Genomic DNA, 16,795 nt, shown 5'->3' with positions numbered 1-16,795 from the left:
GGACGGCGCGCCGGCCGTCTCAGCCTGGCTCGCCGTTCTCCTCGAAGTCGGTCTCATCCACGACGTGTCCGACCCGCGGCGTAAGCGGGAACCGGACGGTGCACCGTAAGCCATCGGCTTCGAAGGCGAGATCGACCTTGGCACCCAACTCATAGCTCAGCATCTCGGTCAGGACCTGCATCCCGAAGCCCTGCCGTGCAGGCGGCCCGATCCCCGCGCCGCCCGTCTCCTTCCATACGAGCGTCAGCTCCCCGGCGGGTGTCGCGCCGTCGACGGACCAGCGGACCTCGACCCCGCCCTCCGCGAGGCCGAAGGCGCCATGCTCGACCGCGTTGCTGCAGAGCTCGTGGACCGCGAGCGCCACCAGCTGCGCGGCCTTCGGCCTGAGCCGGACCGCCGGCCCGTCGAGCGCCGCCTGCTCGCCCTCGCGGATGAGGTGGATCATCAGCTCATCCGAGATCACGGTGTGCAGGTTGACCTCGCCGAAGGTGTCGGCGGTGACCCGGACGCGCGCAATGGCGTCGAGCCGACCCTCGAGATGAGTCGCGTAGTTCTCGACGCTGTCTGCAGTCTCAGCCGACAGGCGCAGAACCGCCCGAAGCATCGCCATCGTGTCGCGCAGGCCGTGTCGGAGCCCGTCCGGCGCGCCCGCCTCATCCAACAGGCGGCGCAACCGCGTGTTGTCCGCCTCGAGCCGCACCATGCGAGCCGCGATATCGGATCCCTCTGCCATTCTGGCCTTCTCCGCGCGAAGAGCCACGAGGATGCGTTCGGCTCAAACAATAGGCGCATTGCTCACGCGAGCTTCACGCCTTGATCAGGGTCGGTCAACTGCATCGATTAAGGTGCGGGCCGATGACCCGTCCCGTTTTCCGCCGACGTTGCGTCAGCGCGGCAGAACCCGCGCCGCCTGGAGGCGGCCGATCGCCAACAGCAGGGCTGCGGCGCTGTCCACGCTCTCGCCGAAGCCGGCCCGCCTGATCTTGCCCATGTCGGAGACGAGATCGAAGGCGCTGTGAAACACGAAGTCGCCGAAGCCCCAACCGACGGCGCGCTCGTAGGGCATGGCGCTCAGGCCCTGCTCGGCGACGAGCCGATTCCAGACCGGCGCCTTGTCGGCCATATGGACCGCCAGGCGCATCGGCACCGGCGGTCCGATGGGCAGATCCAGCGCGGCGGCGAGCTTCTCCCAGAGGCGCCGCCAGCGGAAGGGCTCGTGCACGAAGTTGAAGGCCTGATCGCGTGCGGATTCCGCGGTCGCTGCCCAGAGGCTGGCCCGCGCCAAGGCATGGGCATCCGTGACCTGCGCGAAGACACCCTCGTAGACATGGGCCGGACCGGGAAAGCGGAAGGCCGCGCCTTCCGCCCTGCACAGGGCCGCGTAGGCGCCGATCACCATGGCGATGTTCATGGCGTTGCCGGCCGCGTCGCCGACCACCACGTCCGGGCGCAGGATGGACCAGCTCGAACCGCCACGTGTCGCACGGGCCCGCAGCTCGTCTTCCTGCGTGAAGTAGAAGTTCGGGCCAATATGACGCGGATTTTCGTCCTCGTAGAAGGGCGATGGCACGGGTCCGAGATGGACTCCGTAGACCTTCGCGCCCTGATACAGGACGACGCGCCGCAATGGTGCATTCACGGCCGCTAATCCGTCGAGCAGATTGCGCAGCATCGCCCCGTTGACCCGGTTTTCCTCGGCCAGGTTCGGCTGAGGCGCCAGGGCGGCGTAGAAGAGATGCGTGGTGTCGCCGGCCGCCGCGAGGGCCGCGCGGGTCGCGCCGGCATCGGTGAGATCCGCCGCGATGGCACCGGCTGCCGGGTGCGGGTGTCGCGACAGCGCGCGGGCCGTCCAATCGGAGCGGGCGCTGAGTTCTTCCATCAGCGCTTTTCCGATGATGCCGTTGGCGCCCGCGACCAAAGCTGTCCCAGAGTTCTCTGTCGTCACTTCGCTCTCCTCGATCATGGTACGCGAGCCGCGTGATCGCCCCTGCGCCGGATCGGATTGCTGTCCGAGGAACGGCGCCCCGTGCGATGAACCGGCGGGACCGCAGGCCGTTCGCCGCGACGGTACCTGCCGCTGCTGAACCTGCTCGGCGTATGGCAGACCTGGAAGCTCAGACTGTCCCGTCAGCGGTGACGGATCCCTAACCAAGCACGCTCGACACGTGAGGCGATAACCTCAAACAATTTGCGTCAATATATATTTTTGCATCCTCCCGATAGTTTTACAAAAGGCGTTTTGATCGCAAACATCTGATACAATAAAGTCATCAAGCGGGCATACCAATCCGTCTTGCTGTAATAATTGATCAATGTCTCCTTTGCGGAAGAGGCGGTTTTGGGTTAATGGCGCAGTTTGGGCGTGCTGGTAGCATTTTCGGACCTTTGCTCTAGGAGCATATTGCCATGAATACGTCTGGTCAGACGATATGTCTTTCCATGATTGTCAAGAATGAAGCGCATTGCATACGGCGTTGCCTCGATTCCGTCCGGCCGATCATTGATCACTGGGTGATCGCCGATACGGGGTCGACCGATGGGACGCAGGATGTGATCCGCTCGGCCATGGCAGATCTGCCGGGCAGGCTCGTGGAGCGACCCTGGGTCGATTTCGCCCACAACAGGAGCGAAGCGCTTGCCTTGGCGCGCCCTCACGGCACCTACTCGCTGATCATCGACGCCGATGACGAACTGGTGATTCCGCCCGGCTTTACGATCCCGAAGCTCGATATTCCCAGTTATAGCTTTACGATTTCCGATCGCCACACGGAGTACGCGCGCATTCAGTTGGTCAGCAACGCTCTGAGTTGGTGCTAACGAGGCGTGTTGCACGAGTTTATCGACAGCAAAGATGTCTATTGGACGAAGCCGATGCCCTTGGTGATGCGTCGCGGCGAAGACGGCGCACGCCACCGCGATGCGTCAACGTATCGGCGCGACGCCGAGATCCTCAGGAAGGCGCTCGATACGGAAAAAGATCCGTTTCTGATCGCCCGGTATACCTTCTATCTCGCGCAGAGCTATCGCGACAGCGACGAGCCTCGCAAGGCCATCGAGTTTTATTCAAAGCGTGCCGAATTGGGCTTCTGGCAAGAAGAGGTTTATATTAGTCTTTTGAGCGCCGCTCAACTCAAGCACTCCCTCAAAGATCCTGAAGACGAAATCCGGGCCGTCTTCGACCGCGCGATCTCGGTCTGCCCGCACCGGGCCGAAGCTCATCACGGTGCCACTTTCTTTTTCCGGCAACGTGGCCAGCACGCCAATGCCTTCTTCTACGCGCAGCAGGCCCTGCACCTGAAGGCGCCCAGCGAGGCCTTGTTTTTACAGAACTGGATCTATTCGTATGGCCTGCGCGATGAGTACGCGGTGAGTGCATTCAATACGGGGCAATACCGCGCCTGCTTCTCCACTTGCCTGGACATTCTTGATCAAGCGAACATTCCGCCGGATGTCCGGACGCGGATTGCCGGCCTCGCGCGCGAGGCCTTGGCCAAGATGGTCGATCCCGCCTGGGGGTGTCAGCAATCGCCCTATAGCGCCGAGTTCTGGCCGTGCTGGGAATTTGCCGCAGCGTGAACGCATCTTGCGGTCCGGTCCGGCCACCAGGGATCGCGTGTCCACTATGTCGATTCGAGGCAATCGCCCGTCCTCTGCCGCCAAGCAGTGCGACGCGCCTCGGTTTGCTGCGCGTCTCGACCGTCGGGATTGGCCGCGTATGTCAGGACAACGGCATCCCCCGAACACACCACGATCGCTGAGCGCTGAGGCCGACGATATCAGATCCGACCGTCGCGTAAATCGCTGCTCTATACAAGCTTGCAGCATGGATAGTGGCATGTGCTATGGTGCATCAGCCAATTCGACCATGTAATATCGTGCGAAGCGTTACTATGGCCGCATAGGCAAAGTATAGAAAATTTGTCTCGGAACGTTTCTATCCGGATTACGCTGGGCAGGTCATCAAATTGCCCTATTGATCAGATGAATGCAAAATGCTGAATGCGGGTGGTGAGCGAAGCCCCGGCTTCATCCCCAGATCGTGACGCGGACAAGTCTCCAACGATGGCCGCAATCGTCCGACTCGCGCTTCTGCGCCCCTATACCTTCGTCGTGATGTCGATCCTGATCCTGATCTTCGGGGTCCTGTCGATCTTCCGGACGCCGACCGACATCTTTCCGAGCATCGGCATCCCGGTCATCAGCGTCGTCTGGCAGTATACCGGGCTTCCGCCTGAAGACATGTCGGGCCGGATCGTCTCGGTCTTCGAGCGCTCGCTGACCACGACCGTCAACGATATCGAACACATCGAATCGCAATCGGTCCCGGGTTACGGGATCATCAAGATCTACTTTCAGCCGAGCGTCGACATCACCGCGGCCCAGGCCCAGGTCACCGCCATCTCGCAGACGCAGCTGAAGCAGTTGCCGCCGGGCATCACGCCGCCCCTGATGCTGGCTTATAACGCGTCGAGCGTGCCGATCATCCAGCTCGCCCTGTCGAGCGACACGCTCTCGCAATCCGCTCTCAACGACCTCGCGATGAACTTCATCCGGCCCCAGCTCGCCACAGTGCCAGGGGCGCAGCTCCCCTACGCCTATGGCGGCGCGGCGCGGCAGGTGCAGATCGACCTCGACCAGTCGGCGCTTCACGCCCACGGGCTGTCGGCGGCCGACGTCGGCGCGGCGCTCGCCCGGCAGAACCTGATCACGCCGGTCGGTACGCAGAAGATCGGCAGCTACGAGTGGATCATCGACCTGAACGACTCGCCCAAAACGATTGACGCGTTCAACGACCTGCCGGTGAAGGTGGTCAACGGCGCGGTCGTGTTCATGCGCGATGTCGCCCATGTACATAACGGCTCGCCGCCTCAGACCAACGTCGTCCAGCTCGACGGCAAGAAGGGCGTGCTGATGTCGGTCCTGAAGATCGGCAATGCCTCGACCCTCGACATCATCGCCGGCGTGAAGGCGCGGCTGCCGGCCATCCAGGCGACCCTGCCCGCCGGCGTCGACCTGAAATACGTGGCCGACCAGTCGGGCTTCGTGAAGGAGTCGGTGGTGGCCGTGGTGCGCGAGGGCCTCATCGCCGCCGCGCTCACCGGTTTCATGATCCTGGTCTTCCTCGGCAGCTGGCGCTCGACCCTGATCATCACCGTATCGATCCCGCTGGCGGTACTCTGCTCGCTGATCGCCCTGTCGGTCCTGGGCCAGACCATCAACGTCATGACGCTGGGCGGCCTCGCGCTGGCGGTGGGCATCCTGGTCGACGATGCGACGGTGACGATCGAGAACATCAACCGGCACATGGAGGAGTTCGGCGAGGACATCGTCACGGCGATCACCCGCGGCGCGCAGGAGATCATGCCGCCGGCGACCATCGCGCTCTTCTGCATCTGCATCGCCTTCGCGCCGCTGCTGGCGCTCGGCGGGGTGGCCGGCTTCCTGTTCCGGCCGCTCGCCATGGCGGTGGTGTTCGCGATGATCGCATCCTACGCGCTGACCTATACGGTGGTGCCGACCCTGGCGCGCTACCTCCTCACGGAGCATGCCCACGGGGACGGGGCTCACGCGGAGCCGGGTTTCTTCGGGCGGTTCCAGAGGGGTTTCGAACGGCGGTTCGAGAGCCTGCGCCGGGGCTATCTCGGCCTTCTGGCGCTTGCGCTGGCGAACCGGCGCCTGTTCGCGGGTGGGTTCCTGCTCGTCGTCGGCCTGTCCTTCGGGCTGCTGCCCTATCTCGGCCGGGACTTCTTCCCGTCGATCGAATCCGACGCCCTGCGCATGCATGTCCGCGCGCCCACCGGCACCCGCATCGAGGAGATGACGGCGCTGACCGGGCGGATCGAGAACCGTGTCCGCGCGCTGCTGCCGCCCGGGCGCGTCACCAGCGTCGTCAACAACATCGGCCTGCCGATCAGCGGCATCAACATCTCGTACGGCAACAGCGGCACGATCGGCACGTTCGATGCCGACATGCTGGTGACCCTGGCCGAAGGTGAGGTTCCCGCCGACGCCATTACCCGCGACCTGCGCAGCCGCCTGCCGCGGGAATTCCCCGGCGTGACCTTCTCGTTCCTGCCGGCCGACATCGTCAGCCAGATCCTCAACTTCGGCTCGCCCGCAGCTCTCGACGTGCAGATCGCCGGCCACGACATCGACGGCAACCGTGCCTACGCGTACACGCTGCTGTCGCGGATCCGCCGGGTCGCCGGCGTCGCCGATGCGCGGATCCAGGAGCAGTCGAAGGGTCCGGCGCTCCGGGTCGATTTCAACCGCGCGCTGGCCGGCGTCGTCGGCCTCACAGAGGGCGACGCGGCCACCAGCGTCCAGGCGAGCCTCTCGGGCAGTACGCAGACGGCGCCGACCTACTGGCTCGACCCGCGCAACGGCGTCTCCTACCCGGTCTCGGTCCAAACGCCGCAATACTCCATCGACACGCTCGGCGACCTCAACAACCTGCCGATCACGGCCGCCCGCTCGGAGCAGCTCCTCGGCGGCCTCTCGACCATCTCGCCCGAGCCGCTGAGCGCGGTGGTGACGCACTACAACGTCATGGGAACGGTCAACATCCTCGCCGCCGCGCAGAGCCGCGACCTCGGCGGCACGGCGGCGGACATCCAGAGGATCATCGGCGAGACGAAGGGCGCGCTGCCGAAGGGCTCGACCGTCGCGGTGCGCGGCCAGGTCGTCACCATGTCGAACGCCTACCAGCAGCTGCTGATCGGCCTCGGCTTCTCGATCGTGCTCATCTACCTGCTGATCGTGATCAACTTTCAATCCTGGCTCGATCCGTTCGTCATCATCATGGCGCTGCCGGCCGCGCTTGCCGGGATTGTCTGGATGCTGTTCGTCACGCAGACGCACGTCTCCGTCCCGGCGCTGACCGGCGCGATCATGTGCATGGGCGTCGCCACCGCCAACTCGATCCTGGTGATCAGCTTCGCCCGGGAGCAGCTCGCGGAGGGCCTGAGCGCCCTCGACGCCGCCCTGGCGGCCGGCGCGACGCGGCTGCGACCGGTGATCATGACGGCGCTCGCCATGGTGATCGGCATGCTCCCGATGGCGATCGAGCCGGGGCAGAACGCGCCGCTCGGCCGCGCCGTGATCGGTGGCCTGCTCTTTGCCACCACGGCGACGCTGTTCTTCGTCCCCGTCGTCTTCGCCATGGTGCATGGCCGCGCGCGCGGCCCGGCGGCTGCGTCGCTCCCCGGTGCTCTTCCCTCTCCGTCCGTCTGAGCTGGATCACATATGGACCCCGTCGAGACGCCAACGCCCTCCAAGCGCAAGGTCGTCGTGCTCCTGCTCGGCGTCGCGGCGGGCGCCGCGGCCTTGGCCTATTCCGGCATCGCCGACCGCGCGAAGGGCATGCAGGAGGTCGAGGCCTGGACCGAGAGGCAGGCCGTTCCGACCGTCCGGGTGGTCCAGGCCCAGCGTGGCCCGCGTGACCAGGAGCTGTCGCTACCCGGCACCCTGAACGCCTATTACACGGGGTCGCTCTACGCCCGCGCCAGCGGCTACGTGACGGCGTGGCACAAGGATATCGGTGCCCGCGTCCGCAAAGACGAGGTGCTGGCCGACATCTCGGCGCCGGATCTCGATCAGCAGCTCGCCGAGGCCCGGGCGACGCTGGTCCAGCTCCAGGCTGCCGTCCAGCAGGCCCAGGCCAACGCGGATCTCAGTGACGCCACCAACAAGCGCACCGCCCGCCTCGTCACGCAGGGCTGGTCCAGCGAGGAGCGGGGCGATACCGACCGCTTCACCGCGGCCTCGCGGGCGGCGGCGCTGTCCGTCGCCAAGGCCAACCTCGTTGTCCAACAGGCTGTCGTGAGCCGCCTGGAGGAGCTGACGCGGTTCAAACAGATCAAAGCACCTTTCGACGGCGTCGTCACCGCACGCGCCGTCGATATCGGCGATCTCCTGACCGCCGGCGGCACGTCGGGGCGGCCGCTGTTCCGCGTCTCGGACATCCACCGGATGCGCGTCTACGTGAACGTGCCGCAGGGATTCCTGGCGGTCATGAAGCCGGGACTGAAGGCGTCCCTGCACGTTCCCGGGCAGGACGCCGCGTTCTCCGCCGAGGTGACGTCGACGGCCAACGCGGTCGCGGAGGATTCACGCAAGGGTCTGGTCGAGCTGCAGGCCGACAACCCCGACGGCGCGCTCTGGCCGGGAGCCTTCGTGGAGGTGCAGTTCCACGTCCTGTCGAACCCGGACACGCTGCGGATCCCCACGACGGCGCTGCTCTTCACCAAGAACGGCACCCAGGTGGCTGAGGTGCAGGACGATCATCGGGTCGCGCTGCGGACGGTCAAGCTCGGCCGCAACCTCGGCAACGACGTGGAGATCCAGAGCGGCGTGACCCTGGCACAGCGTCTGATCGACAATCCGCAGGAATTCCTGAGTTCCGGCGACGTGGTCCAGATCGCCGGTGAATCCGCCTTGCCGCGGACCGCGTCAGCGGAATGAAGCCCAGCCGCTGAGAGGAGCCGGGCAGACGACAGCACCGTCTGGTCGCGGGCCGATCGGACGATGCGGAATGCCACATTCGGGATCTCGGACACGTGCCGTCGCTCAAGAACCTGCAATCCACCTCGGTGAGGTGATGGCCTCCGCAGGCGCTTCACGCGATTCCTTGCCCGACAGCGTCGGCTTAACAAAGATTAGTTTCTCCATCGGGCACCAAGCCCGCGGAAGACCTGCAAGCCAATGTCGTTGTGTGCTTGGGAACGACATCCCGAAACTCCGGTTTGTCGGATAATCTCACAAGAGACCTTCGTCTCATCGAAGCGTGAGTACCCCATGAAGGCCGAACAGGTGTGCACGGTCCTGGCTGCCGCCTTGCTGCTCATCGGCGGCTCCCACACAGCCTGTGCGCAGGGCGGCGCTGCCGGCGGGGGCGCCGGCATGAGCGGCAGTCCGACCGGAGCCCAAGATGCGGGGGCCCGGAGCGACGCCAGCAGCCAGCCGAACACCGGAAGCGCAGAAGGCGCGAAGGGTCGGCCGCGCGAGGGCACCACTGATCCGCGCGGCACCGGCGGCTCCATGGGCGGCGGCGCCGGCAGCCCGGCCGGGACCACGGATCACTGACCAGCAGGTCCGCCGCGGCGGCAAAAAGCTTAGCCGTAGGGCGACGGCCGGTCCCGCCCAGGGTCGATTGCATACCGCTCACGCCAGGGCTCGGACTCACCCCTGTTCCGCTCAGGCTTACCCAGCGCGTGGCTCTCACCTACCCGTAGCCGGACGTGGTTTGCAGGAGATGAATGCGTGGTGGATCAAACCGTGCGGAAGGCTGGACGACTCAAGCGGCTCTGGCCGGGACGCGCTGCGGCGCTCCCTCCGGCACCGCGGCCGCTGCGGGCAATCGATCCGGTTCCGGCGCTGCCGCCGCGCGGCCTCACCGCCGCCGAGCTGATCGCCATGGCGCGCCAAGCCCGCGCGGTCGCGGGTCAACGGGATCCCGCCAAGTCCGCCGACGTTTTCTGAGGTCATTCGTAGTCTGCCGGGAGGTCTGCCTTGGGGCTGCTCGCCTTCATCGTCTTCGTTTGCCCGTGGATGGGCGTGGCCGGGCTTCTGTGGCTGCAGGAGCGTCGGAGCCGTCCGCTTTGAGAGCGGTCCGGCCGCGCGGCGGCCCCGAGGTCTGCTCATCGGCCTCGATACCTCGGCGGAGCTGACTCTCCGGCCGCCACGCGCCTGAGCCTCAGTCATCGGCGACCGGTTCGCACTCCGAGCCTGGCGGCTGGGAGCGAAGCTGTCTGCCGATCCGGCCTAATTTGGGAGCACATTCCCGTTCGGGCGGCCTATCGTGACCGTATTCCCATCACAGATCGGCGCGGGCGCCGGTTGGAGGGTTGCGTGTCCGTTCCGTCTTGTGAAGCCGCCTCCCGCGCCTTGCGCCAAATCACGGGCCCCGAGAGCCGCGGCACGATGGCCGGCATCGATCCGCTGTCCGGCCGGATGCAACGCTGCGCCCTCACGCTTGATCATCCGATCCAGCACCGGCCGGCGATCCTGGCCGACCCGGCCGTCTGATCGCCTCCAACCTCCGACACCGCTCTCAACAAGAACGAGGTATCGATGATGACGACGCGACGCTCGGTCCTGGCTGGAGCGCTGGCACTGTCGGCGACCAAAGCTCTGGCGGCGGCTCCCTTGCGGGTGATTGCCTCATCGGTGCCGCATGCGGAGATCCTGCAATACGTCACCGGGGCGCTCGCTCCGGGCTTTCCCCTGAAGGTGATCGAGATCAGCGGCGACGTCCGGCCGAACGCGCTCCTGCGGGACGGCGATGCCGATGCCAATTTCTTCCAGCACGTTCCCTATCTCCGCGCCGAGGAGGCGGAACTGGGAGTTCAGTTCGCGGTGGTCGCCACCGTCCATGTCGAGCCGCTCGGAATCTACGCGCGGCGCGTGAAGACGCTGGCGGAGGTGGCCAAGGGCGCCCAAGTCGCCGTCGCGAACGACGTGACCAACTTCACGCGCGGGTTGAAGCTCCTCCAGGCGAACGGACTGATCCGCCTTCGGTCCAGCGACGCGGGGGCCTTCGCCACCCTGCAGGACATCGCAGACAATCCGAAAGAGCTGCGGTTTGTCGAGGTCGCGCGGTCGCAACTGCCCCGTTCCCTGGACGATGTCGCGCTCGCGGTCATCAACGGCAACGACGCGCTGGAATACGGCCTCGTCCCAGCCCGCGATTCGCTGGCGCTCGAACGCGCCGAGGGCAATCCGTACGCCAACGTCCTCGTCTCGACGCAGGCCCTCGCCAAGGATGGGCGGATCCAGCGCCTCGCCTCGCTGCTGACCTCGGCGGAAGTCGCCCGCTTCATCCAGGATCGTTACAAGGGATCGGTCATCCCAGTCCGGGCCGCGTGACGACAGCCCCTAGGCTCGCTGTAGCCTGATCCGCGGCTTCGGATGATTTCGATCGTAGGACGACAGAAACCCCTATCAGTGCGCGAGATCGGATTGAGCCTCAAAAGCCGCCACGATCTTACGACGAGGAGATTGTTCTCCAAAAGATCGGTTGATCAGAGGGACTGATCTTGCGCGCCGGTAAGCTTTGGCCTTTGCTCGCCTTGACCCTGCGCAAGCGGCTCCCGGATAAACAAAGCCCAACCTTCTCGACGTGTCGCGGGCCGGCGGGTCCCGATGAGGGAGACCCGTTTGGACGCGTCCGTATCGCCGCCGCCACATCGCCAGGCCGGCGCAAAGCTCATTCGATTCGAGCAGGTGTCGAAGGTCTATCCGGTCCCGGGCGGTGCGGACCCGATCACGGCGGTCGCCGACGTCGACCTCGCCGTGCAGGCCGGTACCATCCACGGGATTATCGGGCGCTCCGGTGCCGGCAAGTCGACGCTGATCCGGCTCATCAACGGCCTGGAGCGTCCAAGCAGCGGGCGCGTCTTCATCGGCGACGTGGAGGTCTCGCGGCTGACCGAGCGGGAGATGCGCACGGTCCGGAGCCGGGTCGGCATGATCTTCCAGCATTTCAACCTGCTCTCGTCACGCAGCGCCGCCGACAATGTCGCCCTGCCCCTGGAACTCGCGGGTTGGAAACGCGGCGCGATCCGCGAGCGGGTCGCGGAGCTTCTCGCGCTGGTGGGCCTCGACGCGGAGGCGGACCGCTATCCGGCCGAGCTGTCGGGCGGGCAGAAGCAGCGGGTCGGGATCGCGCGGGCGCTCGCGACCGGGCCGGAGGTTCTGCTCTCGGATGAAGCCACATCGGCGCTCGACCCCGAGACAACCCGGTCGATCCTGACATTGCTCAAGCGGATCAACGCGACCCTCGGGCTCACGATTGTCCTGATCACCCATGAGATGTCGGTGATCCGGGCGGTCGCCGATGAGGTTGCGGTGATCGAGGGCGGCGCCATCGTAGAGGCTGGTTCGGCCTTCGAGGTGTTCACCCGGCCGCGATCCGACATCACCCGTCGTCTTCTGGCCACGGAGACCGGGCTCGCCTTGCCGCCGGGCCTTGCCGCGCGGATCGGCGCCGCGCCGCGCCCGGGCCGCGCACCGGTGTTGCGGATTCGCTTCCAGGGGCCCGGCGGCGATGCGGGGCTCGTCGCACGGCTGGCCCGTGAGACCGGCATCGATGCGGCGATTCTCGCCGGCACCGTGGACGAGATCGGTGGCCAGCTGTTCGGCACGCTGGTCGTCGCGCTGTCCCCGGGACCGGAGGTCGTCGCCCGGGCGCAGGCATTCCTCAGTGCGGCGGCGACCGCGGCGGACCTCCTCGGCTACCTCGATCCGGCAGAGGAGGCAGTCCGTGTCGCCTGACTATCTCGGGCTCCTGTCCGAGGCGACGCGCGACACCCTGACGATGGTGGCGCTCTCCGCCATCATCGGGACCGTGGTCGGACTGCCGCTGGGCGTGTTCCTGGCCACGAGCCGGCGGGGCGAGCTCCTCGCCGCGCCGGCCCTGAACGCGGCCCTGGGGCTCGTGGTCAACGCCACGCGTTCAACGCCCTTCATCATTCTGGTCGTGGCGATCATCCCGTTCACCCGCCTCGTCGCCGGCACGTCGCTCGGGACCGGCGCCGCCGCCGTTCCGCTTACGGTTGCGGCAGCCCCCTACATCGCGCGTCTCGTGGAGGCGGCGATCCGCGAGGTCGATCACGGGCTCGTCGAGGCGGCCCGCGCCTTCGGAGCGAGCCCGGCACAGATCATCCGCAAGGTGCTGATCCCGGAGGCGCTGCCGGGCATCGTGCTCGGGCTGACCCTGGCTGTCGTCTCGCTCATCGGCTATTCCGCGATGGCTGGCGCGGTCGGGGGCGGCGGCCTCGGGGATCTCGGGATCCGCTACGGCTACCAGCGTTTCCGGCCCGAGATGATGGCCGCCGTCGTGGTCGTCCTGATCCTGCTGGTCCAGGCGGTGCAGATGGCAGGCGACCGGCTCGCCCGACGCGTCAACCGACGCATCCGTCGCAGCTGACCGATCGGACGAGCCGAGTGAGCCCGCGTCTGGCCCGTGTCGCGTGCGCAGGTCATGAGGGCGCATGGTCAATTCGGTGCCTTGAGCCCACCCCCTTCGAATCGTTGCGCAGCCTGCACGACTGCGCACTTTATAAGACCACGTTTTCCCAATATATTCTTTCCATTGGTTCGCCTGATTCGAAACTTATCGCATAGCGATGATGTATTTATAACCGCTAGGAATTTGATTTTCTGCTGTCGGGCGGCTACAGAACGCAAAATTAGTCCGGAATAACTTGGATGTTGATTTTTGGATCCGGACCTGCGCGGAGATCGTCCGTCGGACTCCGGGCGATCATCATTGGGTCCGCGATAGTTCTGTTTTGTCTGTTCATGGCGATCGGGGCGTTCTCGATTGCCCGCATCGGCCAGATCAACGACGTGAATCGCTCCGTCGCCGCAGAGATGAGAGCGGTGACGATCCTGGGAACCATGAAACAACTGAGCCAGGAGCTGCGCGCCCTCGACGTCCTGGCCCACACCGCGCTGTCGGACGAGAGCCGCCGGACCTTCCGTGCACAGAGCGCCCGGGCGCAGGAAGCCTTGTCGGAGGCCTGGAGCGCCTACGCGCCGACGGTGACCGGACCGAAGGAGCAGCGGCTCGCCCATGGTTTGCGAGAGGCTTGGCAGCATTTCCTGGCCGTTGAGGCCGAGGCAGCCGCCCTGGACCAAGCCGGTGAGATGGAACTCGCCGACAGCGTGATCACGAACGCTCTGCAGATCGATTCGGCGGATTTTTCGAAGGCGATCGACAATGTGCTGACCTATCGCGAGACCAGAGTCGCCGAACAGGCAGCGGAAGCGGATGCGGTGGGCATCGGTGCGCGGCTGTCGGTCGCCGCGGCTGTGGCTGTGGCGGCTGCCCTTACGGGTTGGATCGCCTGGTTGATCCTGCGCAGAGTGACTGCGCCGATTGCCGCGCTGACTCGCGCCATGCAGCACTTGGCGGCGAACGATCTCGCCGTGGCAATTCCAGCCGCAGAACGGCAGGACGAACTCGGCGCGATGGCCGGCGCGCTGCGGGTGTTCCAGGAGAGCGTGCTGCAAGCCCAGGCGCGCGAGGCGGAGGCAGATCGGACGCGCGTTGCGGTCGAGCAGCAGCGCCGGATCGCGATGCAGGCAGCGGCGGCGAATTTCGAATCCGCGGTGCGCGAGATCGTCGGGACGGTGGCTTTGGCTGCGGCCGAGCTGCGCGGGACGGCCGATCGGATGCGGTCTGCGGCGGGGAAGATTGTGACCCGGTCGAGCACGGTGGCGTCCGCCGAGGAGGTCGGCTCCGATGTCCGATCGATCGCGGCCGCCGCGAGGAACTCGGCACCTCGGTTCAGGAAGTGGAGCGCCAGGCCCAGATGACGGCCGCGATGGCCAGCGGTACCGCCATCGAGGCGGAGCGGACGACGATGCGCGTCCAGTCACTGAGCGGCGCCGCGGAACGGATCGGGGACGTCGTCCGGATCATCGCCAGGATTGCGGCGCAGACCAATCTCCTCGCTCTGAACGCAGCGATCGAGGCAGCGCGCGCCGGTGAGGCGGGGCGCGGCTTCGCGGTGGTGGCCGCCGAGGTCAAGGTCCTCGCAGGGCAGACCAAGCAGGCGACGGACGACATCACGCGACACGTCCCAGTGATCCAGAGCTTCACCGCCGAGGCGGTCGCTGCCATGACGGACATCACCGCCCGGGTCGGCGACATGAACCGGGCCGCCGCCTCGATCGCCGCTATGGTCGAGGAGCAGGGAGCCGCGACCCGGGAGATCGTGCGCGTCGCGCAGGCCGCCCAGGGCACCGGCGTGGTCGGCGCACACAGCTCCGGCCTGGCTGAGACCGCTGAAACTCTGGGTGCGGCAGCGATCGGGATGCTCGACCAAGCCAGCGCCCGTCGCGCGACGCCGAGCGCCTGAGCGACGAGGCCGCCCGCATCCTCGGCAGCATCCGGGCTGCCTGACCAGTGACGAGGCCCGGCCACGATGGAACATGCCGCATGAGCCGGACACGAACTGCTTGGCTGCTCGCCCAACTCTTCGGAGGTGCCCTGGTGGCGCTCGCCTGCGGCGCGGGTCAGGCCCTCGCGACCACATTCGGCGTTGCGATGACCCTGCCGGTCGCGTCAACGCCGCGTCTGCACGACAGCCTTGAGGAGCACGCGAGAGCCCGGAGCCTCCTGTTACGCTTTGCCTATGCTCCCGAAGGGGCCGCCGAGCAGCAGATCGCGCAGGTCCGCGATCTCATCGCCGCGAAGGTCGACGCGCTGCTGGTCGTGCCGGTCAGGCCGGCCGTGACGGCCGCGATTACCCGCCTCGCCCGCGAGGCCGACATCCCGCTGGTCTACATCAACGACGGGCCGCGTGAGGATTGGTTGGCCGGGCGGGTCGCTCTCGTGATCCCGAACGACCTCGTGGCGGGCCGGCTGCAGATGCGCAAGCTTGCCCAGATGATGCACGGCACCGGACGCCTCGCGATCCTATCGGGGCGTCCCGACGAAGCGGGCTCGATCCTTCGAACCCGAGGCATCAAGGAAGTGATGGCCGAGTTTCCCGGCCTTCAGCTCGTCGCGGAAGGCGCCGCCGATGGGGAGCGCAGGACGGCCGGCACGTTGGTTTCCGGATGGCTCGCCGAGGGCACCGCCATCGATGCGATCGCTGCCAGCAACGACGCGATGGCGATCGGCGCCGCGGATGCCGTCGAGGCGTCTGGTCTCCCCGCGGGGCGCATCCTGATCGGCGGTATCGGTGCAATCGCAGACGCCATGCAGGCCATGCAGCAGAAACGCTTGGCGGTGACCCTTCACCAGGACGCCACGCTGCAGGGCCGCCGGGCAATCGGCGACGCGCTGGCGCTGATCGCGCATCGGCCGGTGCCGCAATACGATTGGGTGCCGTTCACGCTGGTGACGGACCGGATCTCGACCATGCAATTCTCGAAGTAGCCCGGCCCGAGGCTCCTGCCTCCCGGAACTGTCGCGCGGGGCCTCGATCTGCTATGCAGCGCGCGTCAACCTGCGCGCGTTTCGGACGGGCGTCCTCTCGCGCCACGGCTGCGATCCCGCGGCCCGTAGGAGTTCGGAATGACCGTCCGGCCCGGGAGTCCGGAGCCCGATGCCGGTGCGGATCCGGGGCCGGGCCACGCTTGCCTGCACGGTCGGTCCGAAGGCGGCTGCGCCGCCTGCGATGTCCGCATGATCAGCGTTTGCGCCGCACTCACCGGTCCGGAGCTTGAGCGCCTGGAGGCGGTCAGCCAACGGATCGCGCTCGATCCGCGGCAGATCCTGTTCGCTCAGGATGATCGGGCCGACGCCGTCTATAACGTCACCGAGGGGGCCGTTCGTCTGTCCCGCCTCCTCCCCGACGGGCGCCGTCACGTGATGGGATTCGCGCTCGTCGGCGATTTCCTCGGCCTCGCCCTTCCGGAGCGTTTCACCGTCACCGCCGAGGCGCTCTCGCCCGTATCGCTGTGCCGCTTCGATCGCCGCGCATTCACCGCGCTCGTCGAGGACGTGCCGCACCTGCTGCGGCGTCTGCACGAGCGTGCCGGCTATGAACTCACCCTGGCGCAAGACCACATGATGCTCCTCGGGCGGCGGACCGCCGAGGAAAAGGTCGCCGCCTTCCTGCTCGGCCTGCGGTCGCGCTACGCACGGATTGGGCTCACCTCGGTGACGCTTGAGCTGCCGATGGGCCGCCAGGACATCGCCGACCATCTGGGTCTCACCATCGAGACGGTGAGCCGGATGCTCACCCGCCTGGATCGCGAGAGGGCCATCCTGATCGTGCCGGGCGGCGTGCGGCTCGTCGACGCCGCCCGGCTGGAGCAGCTGGCCGCCAGCTGAGCG

Annotated in this window: 15 protein-coding genes; 13 read left to right on the top strand and 2 right to left on the bottom strand. The window is 66.7% G+C overall.

From position 1 onward, the window contains the following. Window positions 1-19: 19 nt before the first annotated feature. Together M6G65_RS01010 and M6G65_RS01005 are read right to left on the bottom strand one after the other, a co-directional pair. The gene (locus M6G65_RS01010; protein WP_238198663.1) at window positions 20-733 is read right to left on the bottom strand and encodes a sensor histidine kinase; all 714 of its coding nucleotides are present in this window, start codon (window positions 731-733) and stop codon (window positions 20-22) included. A 153-nt stretch (window positions 734-886) separates the two neighbouring features. Beyond that, a complete protein-coding gene (locus tag M6G65_RS01005; protein ID WP_250103453.1) occupies window positions 887-1,945 on the bottom strand; it encodes an SDR family oxidoreductase in 1,059 nt (352 codons plus the stop codon). Between the two features lie 461 nt (window positions 1,946-2,406). On the opposite strand from M6G65_RS01005, the gene M6G65_RS01000 reads away from it, so the two are divergent. The 13 genes from M6G65_RS01000 to M6G65_RS00940 all read left to right on the top strand — a co-directional run bounded on the left by M6G65_RS01000 (window position 2,407) and on the right by M6G65_RS00940 (window position 16,792). Then, window positions 2,407-2,817, top strand: coding sequence for a glycosyltransferase (locus M6G65_RS01000; RefSeq protein ID WP_250103452.1), 411 nt, complete (start codon window positions 2,407-2,409; stop codon window positions 2,815-2,817). Window positions 2,818-2,826: 9 nt separating this feature from the next. After that, window positions 2,827-3,576, top strand: a complete 750-nt coding sequence (locus tag M6G65_RS00995) for a tetratricopeptide repeat protein (RefSeq protein ID WP_238198668.1) — start codon at window positions 2,827-2,829, stop codon at window positions 3,574-3,576. Between the two features lie 486 nt (window positions 3,577-4,062). Then, window positions 4,063-7,233, top strand: a complete 3,171-nt coding sequence (locus tag M6G65_RS00990; RefSeq protein ID WP_250103451.1) for an efflux RND transporter permease subunit — start codon at window positions 4,063-4,065, stop codon at window positions 7,231-7,233. 12 nt (window positions 7,234-7,245) lie between these two features. Continuing rightward, complete coding sequence (locus M6G65_RS00985) at window positions 7,246-8,463, top strand: efflux RND transporter periplasmic adaptor subunit (RefSeq protein ID WP_238198672.1); 1,218 nt, start codon at window positions 7,246-7,248, stop codon at window positions 8,461-8,463. Between the two features lie 333 nt (window positions 8,464-8,796). Further along, window positions 8,797-9,084 (top strand): hypothetical protein, encoded by a 288-nt coding sequence (locus M6G65_RS00980; protein WP_238198673.1) that lies wholly within the window; start codon window positions 8,797-8,799, stop codon window positions 9,082-9,084. A 177-nt stretch (window positions 9,085-9,261) separates the two neighbouring features. Then, the gene (locus tag M6G65_RS00975; protein ID WP_238198674.1) at window positions 9,262-9,480 is read left to right on the top strand and encodes a hypothetical protein; all 219 of its coding nucleotides are present in this window, start codon (window positions 9,262-9,264) and stop codon (window positions 9,478-9,480) included. Between the two features lie 591 nt (window positions 9,481-10,071). Continuing rightward, entirely contained in the window at window positions 10,072-10,866 is a 795-nt protein-coding gene (locus M6G65_RS00970) for a MetQ/NlpA family ABC transporter substrate-binding protein (protein WP_238198676.1), read from the top strand. A 357-nt stretch (window positions 10,867-11,223) separates the two neighbouring features. Further along, the gene (locus M6G65_RS00965; protein ID WP_308445228.1) at window positions 11,224-12,273 is read left to right on the top strand and encodes a methionine ABC transporter ATP-binding protein; all 1,050 of its coding nucleotides are present in this window, start codon (window positions 11,224-11,226) and stop codon (window positions 12,271-12,273) included. 43 nt (window positions 12,274-12,316) lie between these two features. Further along, window positions 12,317-12,928, top strand: coding sequence for a methionine ABC transporter permease (locus M6G65_RS00960; RefSeq protein WP_430929587.1), 612 nt, complete (start codon window positions 12,317-12,319; stop codon window positions 12,926-12,928). A 374-nt stretch (window positions 12,929-13,302) separates the two neighbouring features. Beyond that, the gene (locus M6G65_RS00955) at window positions 13,303-14,322 is read left to right on the top strand and encodes a HAMP domain-containing protein (RefSeq protein WP_250103450.1); all 1,020 of its coding nucleotides are present in this window, start codon (window positions 13,303-13,305) and stop codon (window positions 14,320-14,322) included. Then, window positions 14,319-14,867: a methyl-accepting chemotaxis protein gene (locus tag M6G65_RS00950; RefSeq protein ID WP_379010951.1), complete on the top strand. Its 549-nt coding sequence runs from the start codon at window positions 14,319-14,321 to the stop codon at window positions 14,865-14,867. Before M6G65_RS00955 ends, M6G65_RS00950 begins: the two co-directional genes overlap by 4 nt. 80 nt (window positions 14,868-14,947) lie before the next feature. Next, complete coding sequence (locus M6G65_RS00945) at window positions 14,948-15,892, top strand: substrate-binding domain-containing protein (protein ID WP_250103448.1); 945 nt, start codon at window positions 14,948-14,950, stop codon at window positions 15,890-15,892. A gap of 138 nt (window positions 15,893-16,030) precedes the next feature. Continuing rightward, window positions 16,031-16,792, top strand: a complete 762-nt coding sequence (locus M6G65_RS00940) for a Crp/Fnr family transcriptional regulator (RefSeq protein ID WP_238198682.1) — start codon at window positions 16,031-16,033, stop codon at window positions 16,790-16,792. The last annotated feature ends 3 nt before the right edge of the window (window positions 16,793-16,795 follow it).

Source organism: Methylobacterium tardum, assembly GCF_023546765.1.
Taxonomy (GTDB): Bacteria; Pseudomonadota; Alphaproteobacteria; order Rhizobiales; family Beijerinckiaceae; genus Methylobacterium; species Methylobacterium tardum.
This window is presented reverse-complemented; position numbering and strand designations above follow the sequence as displayed.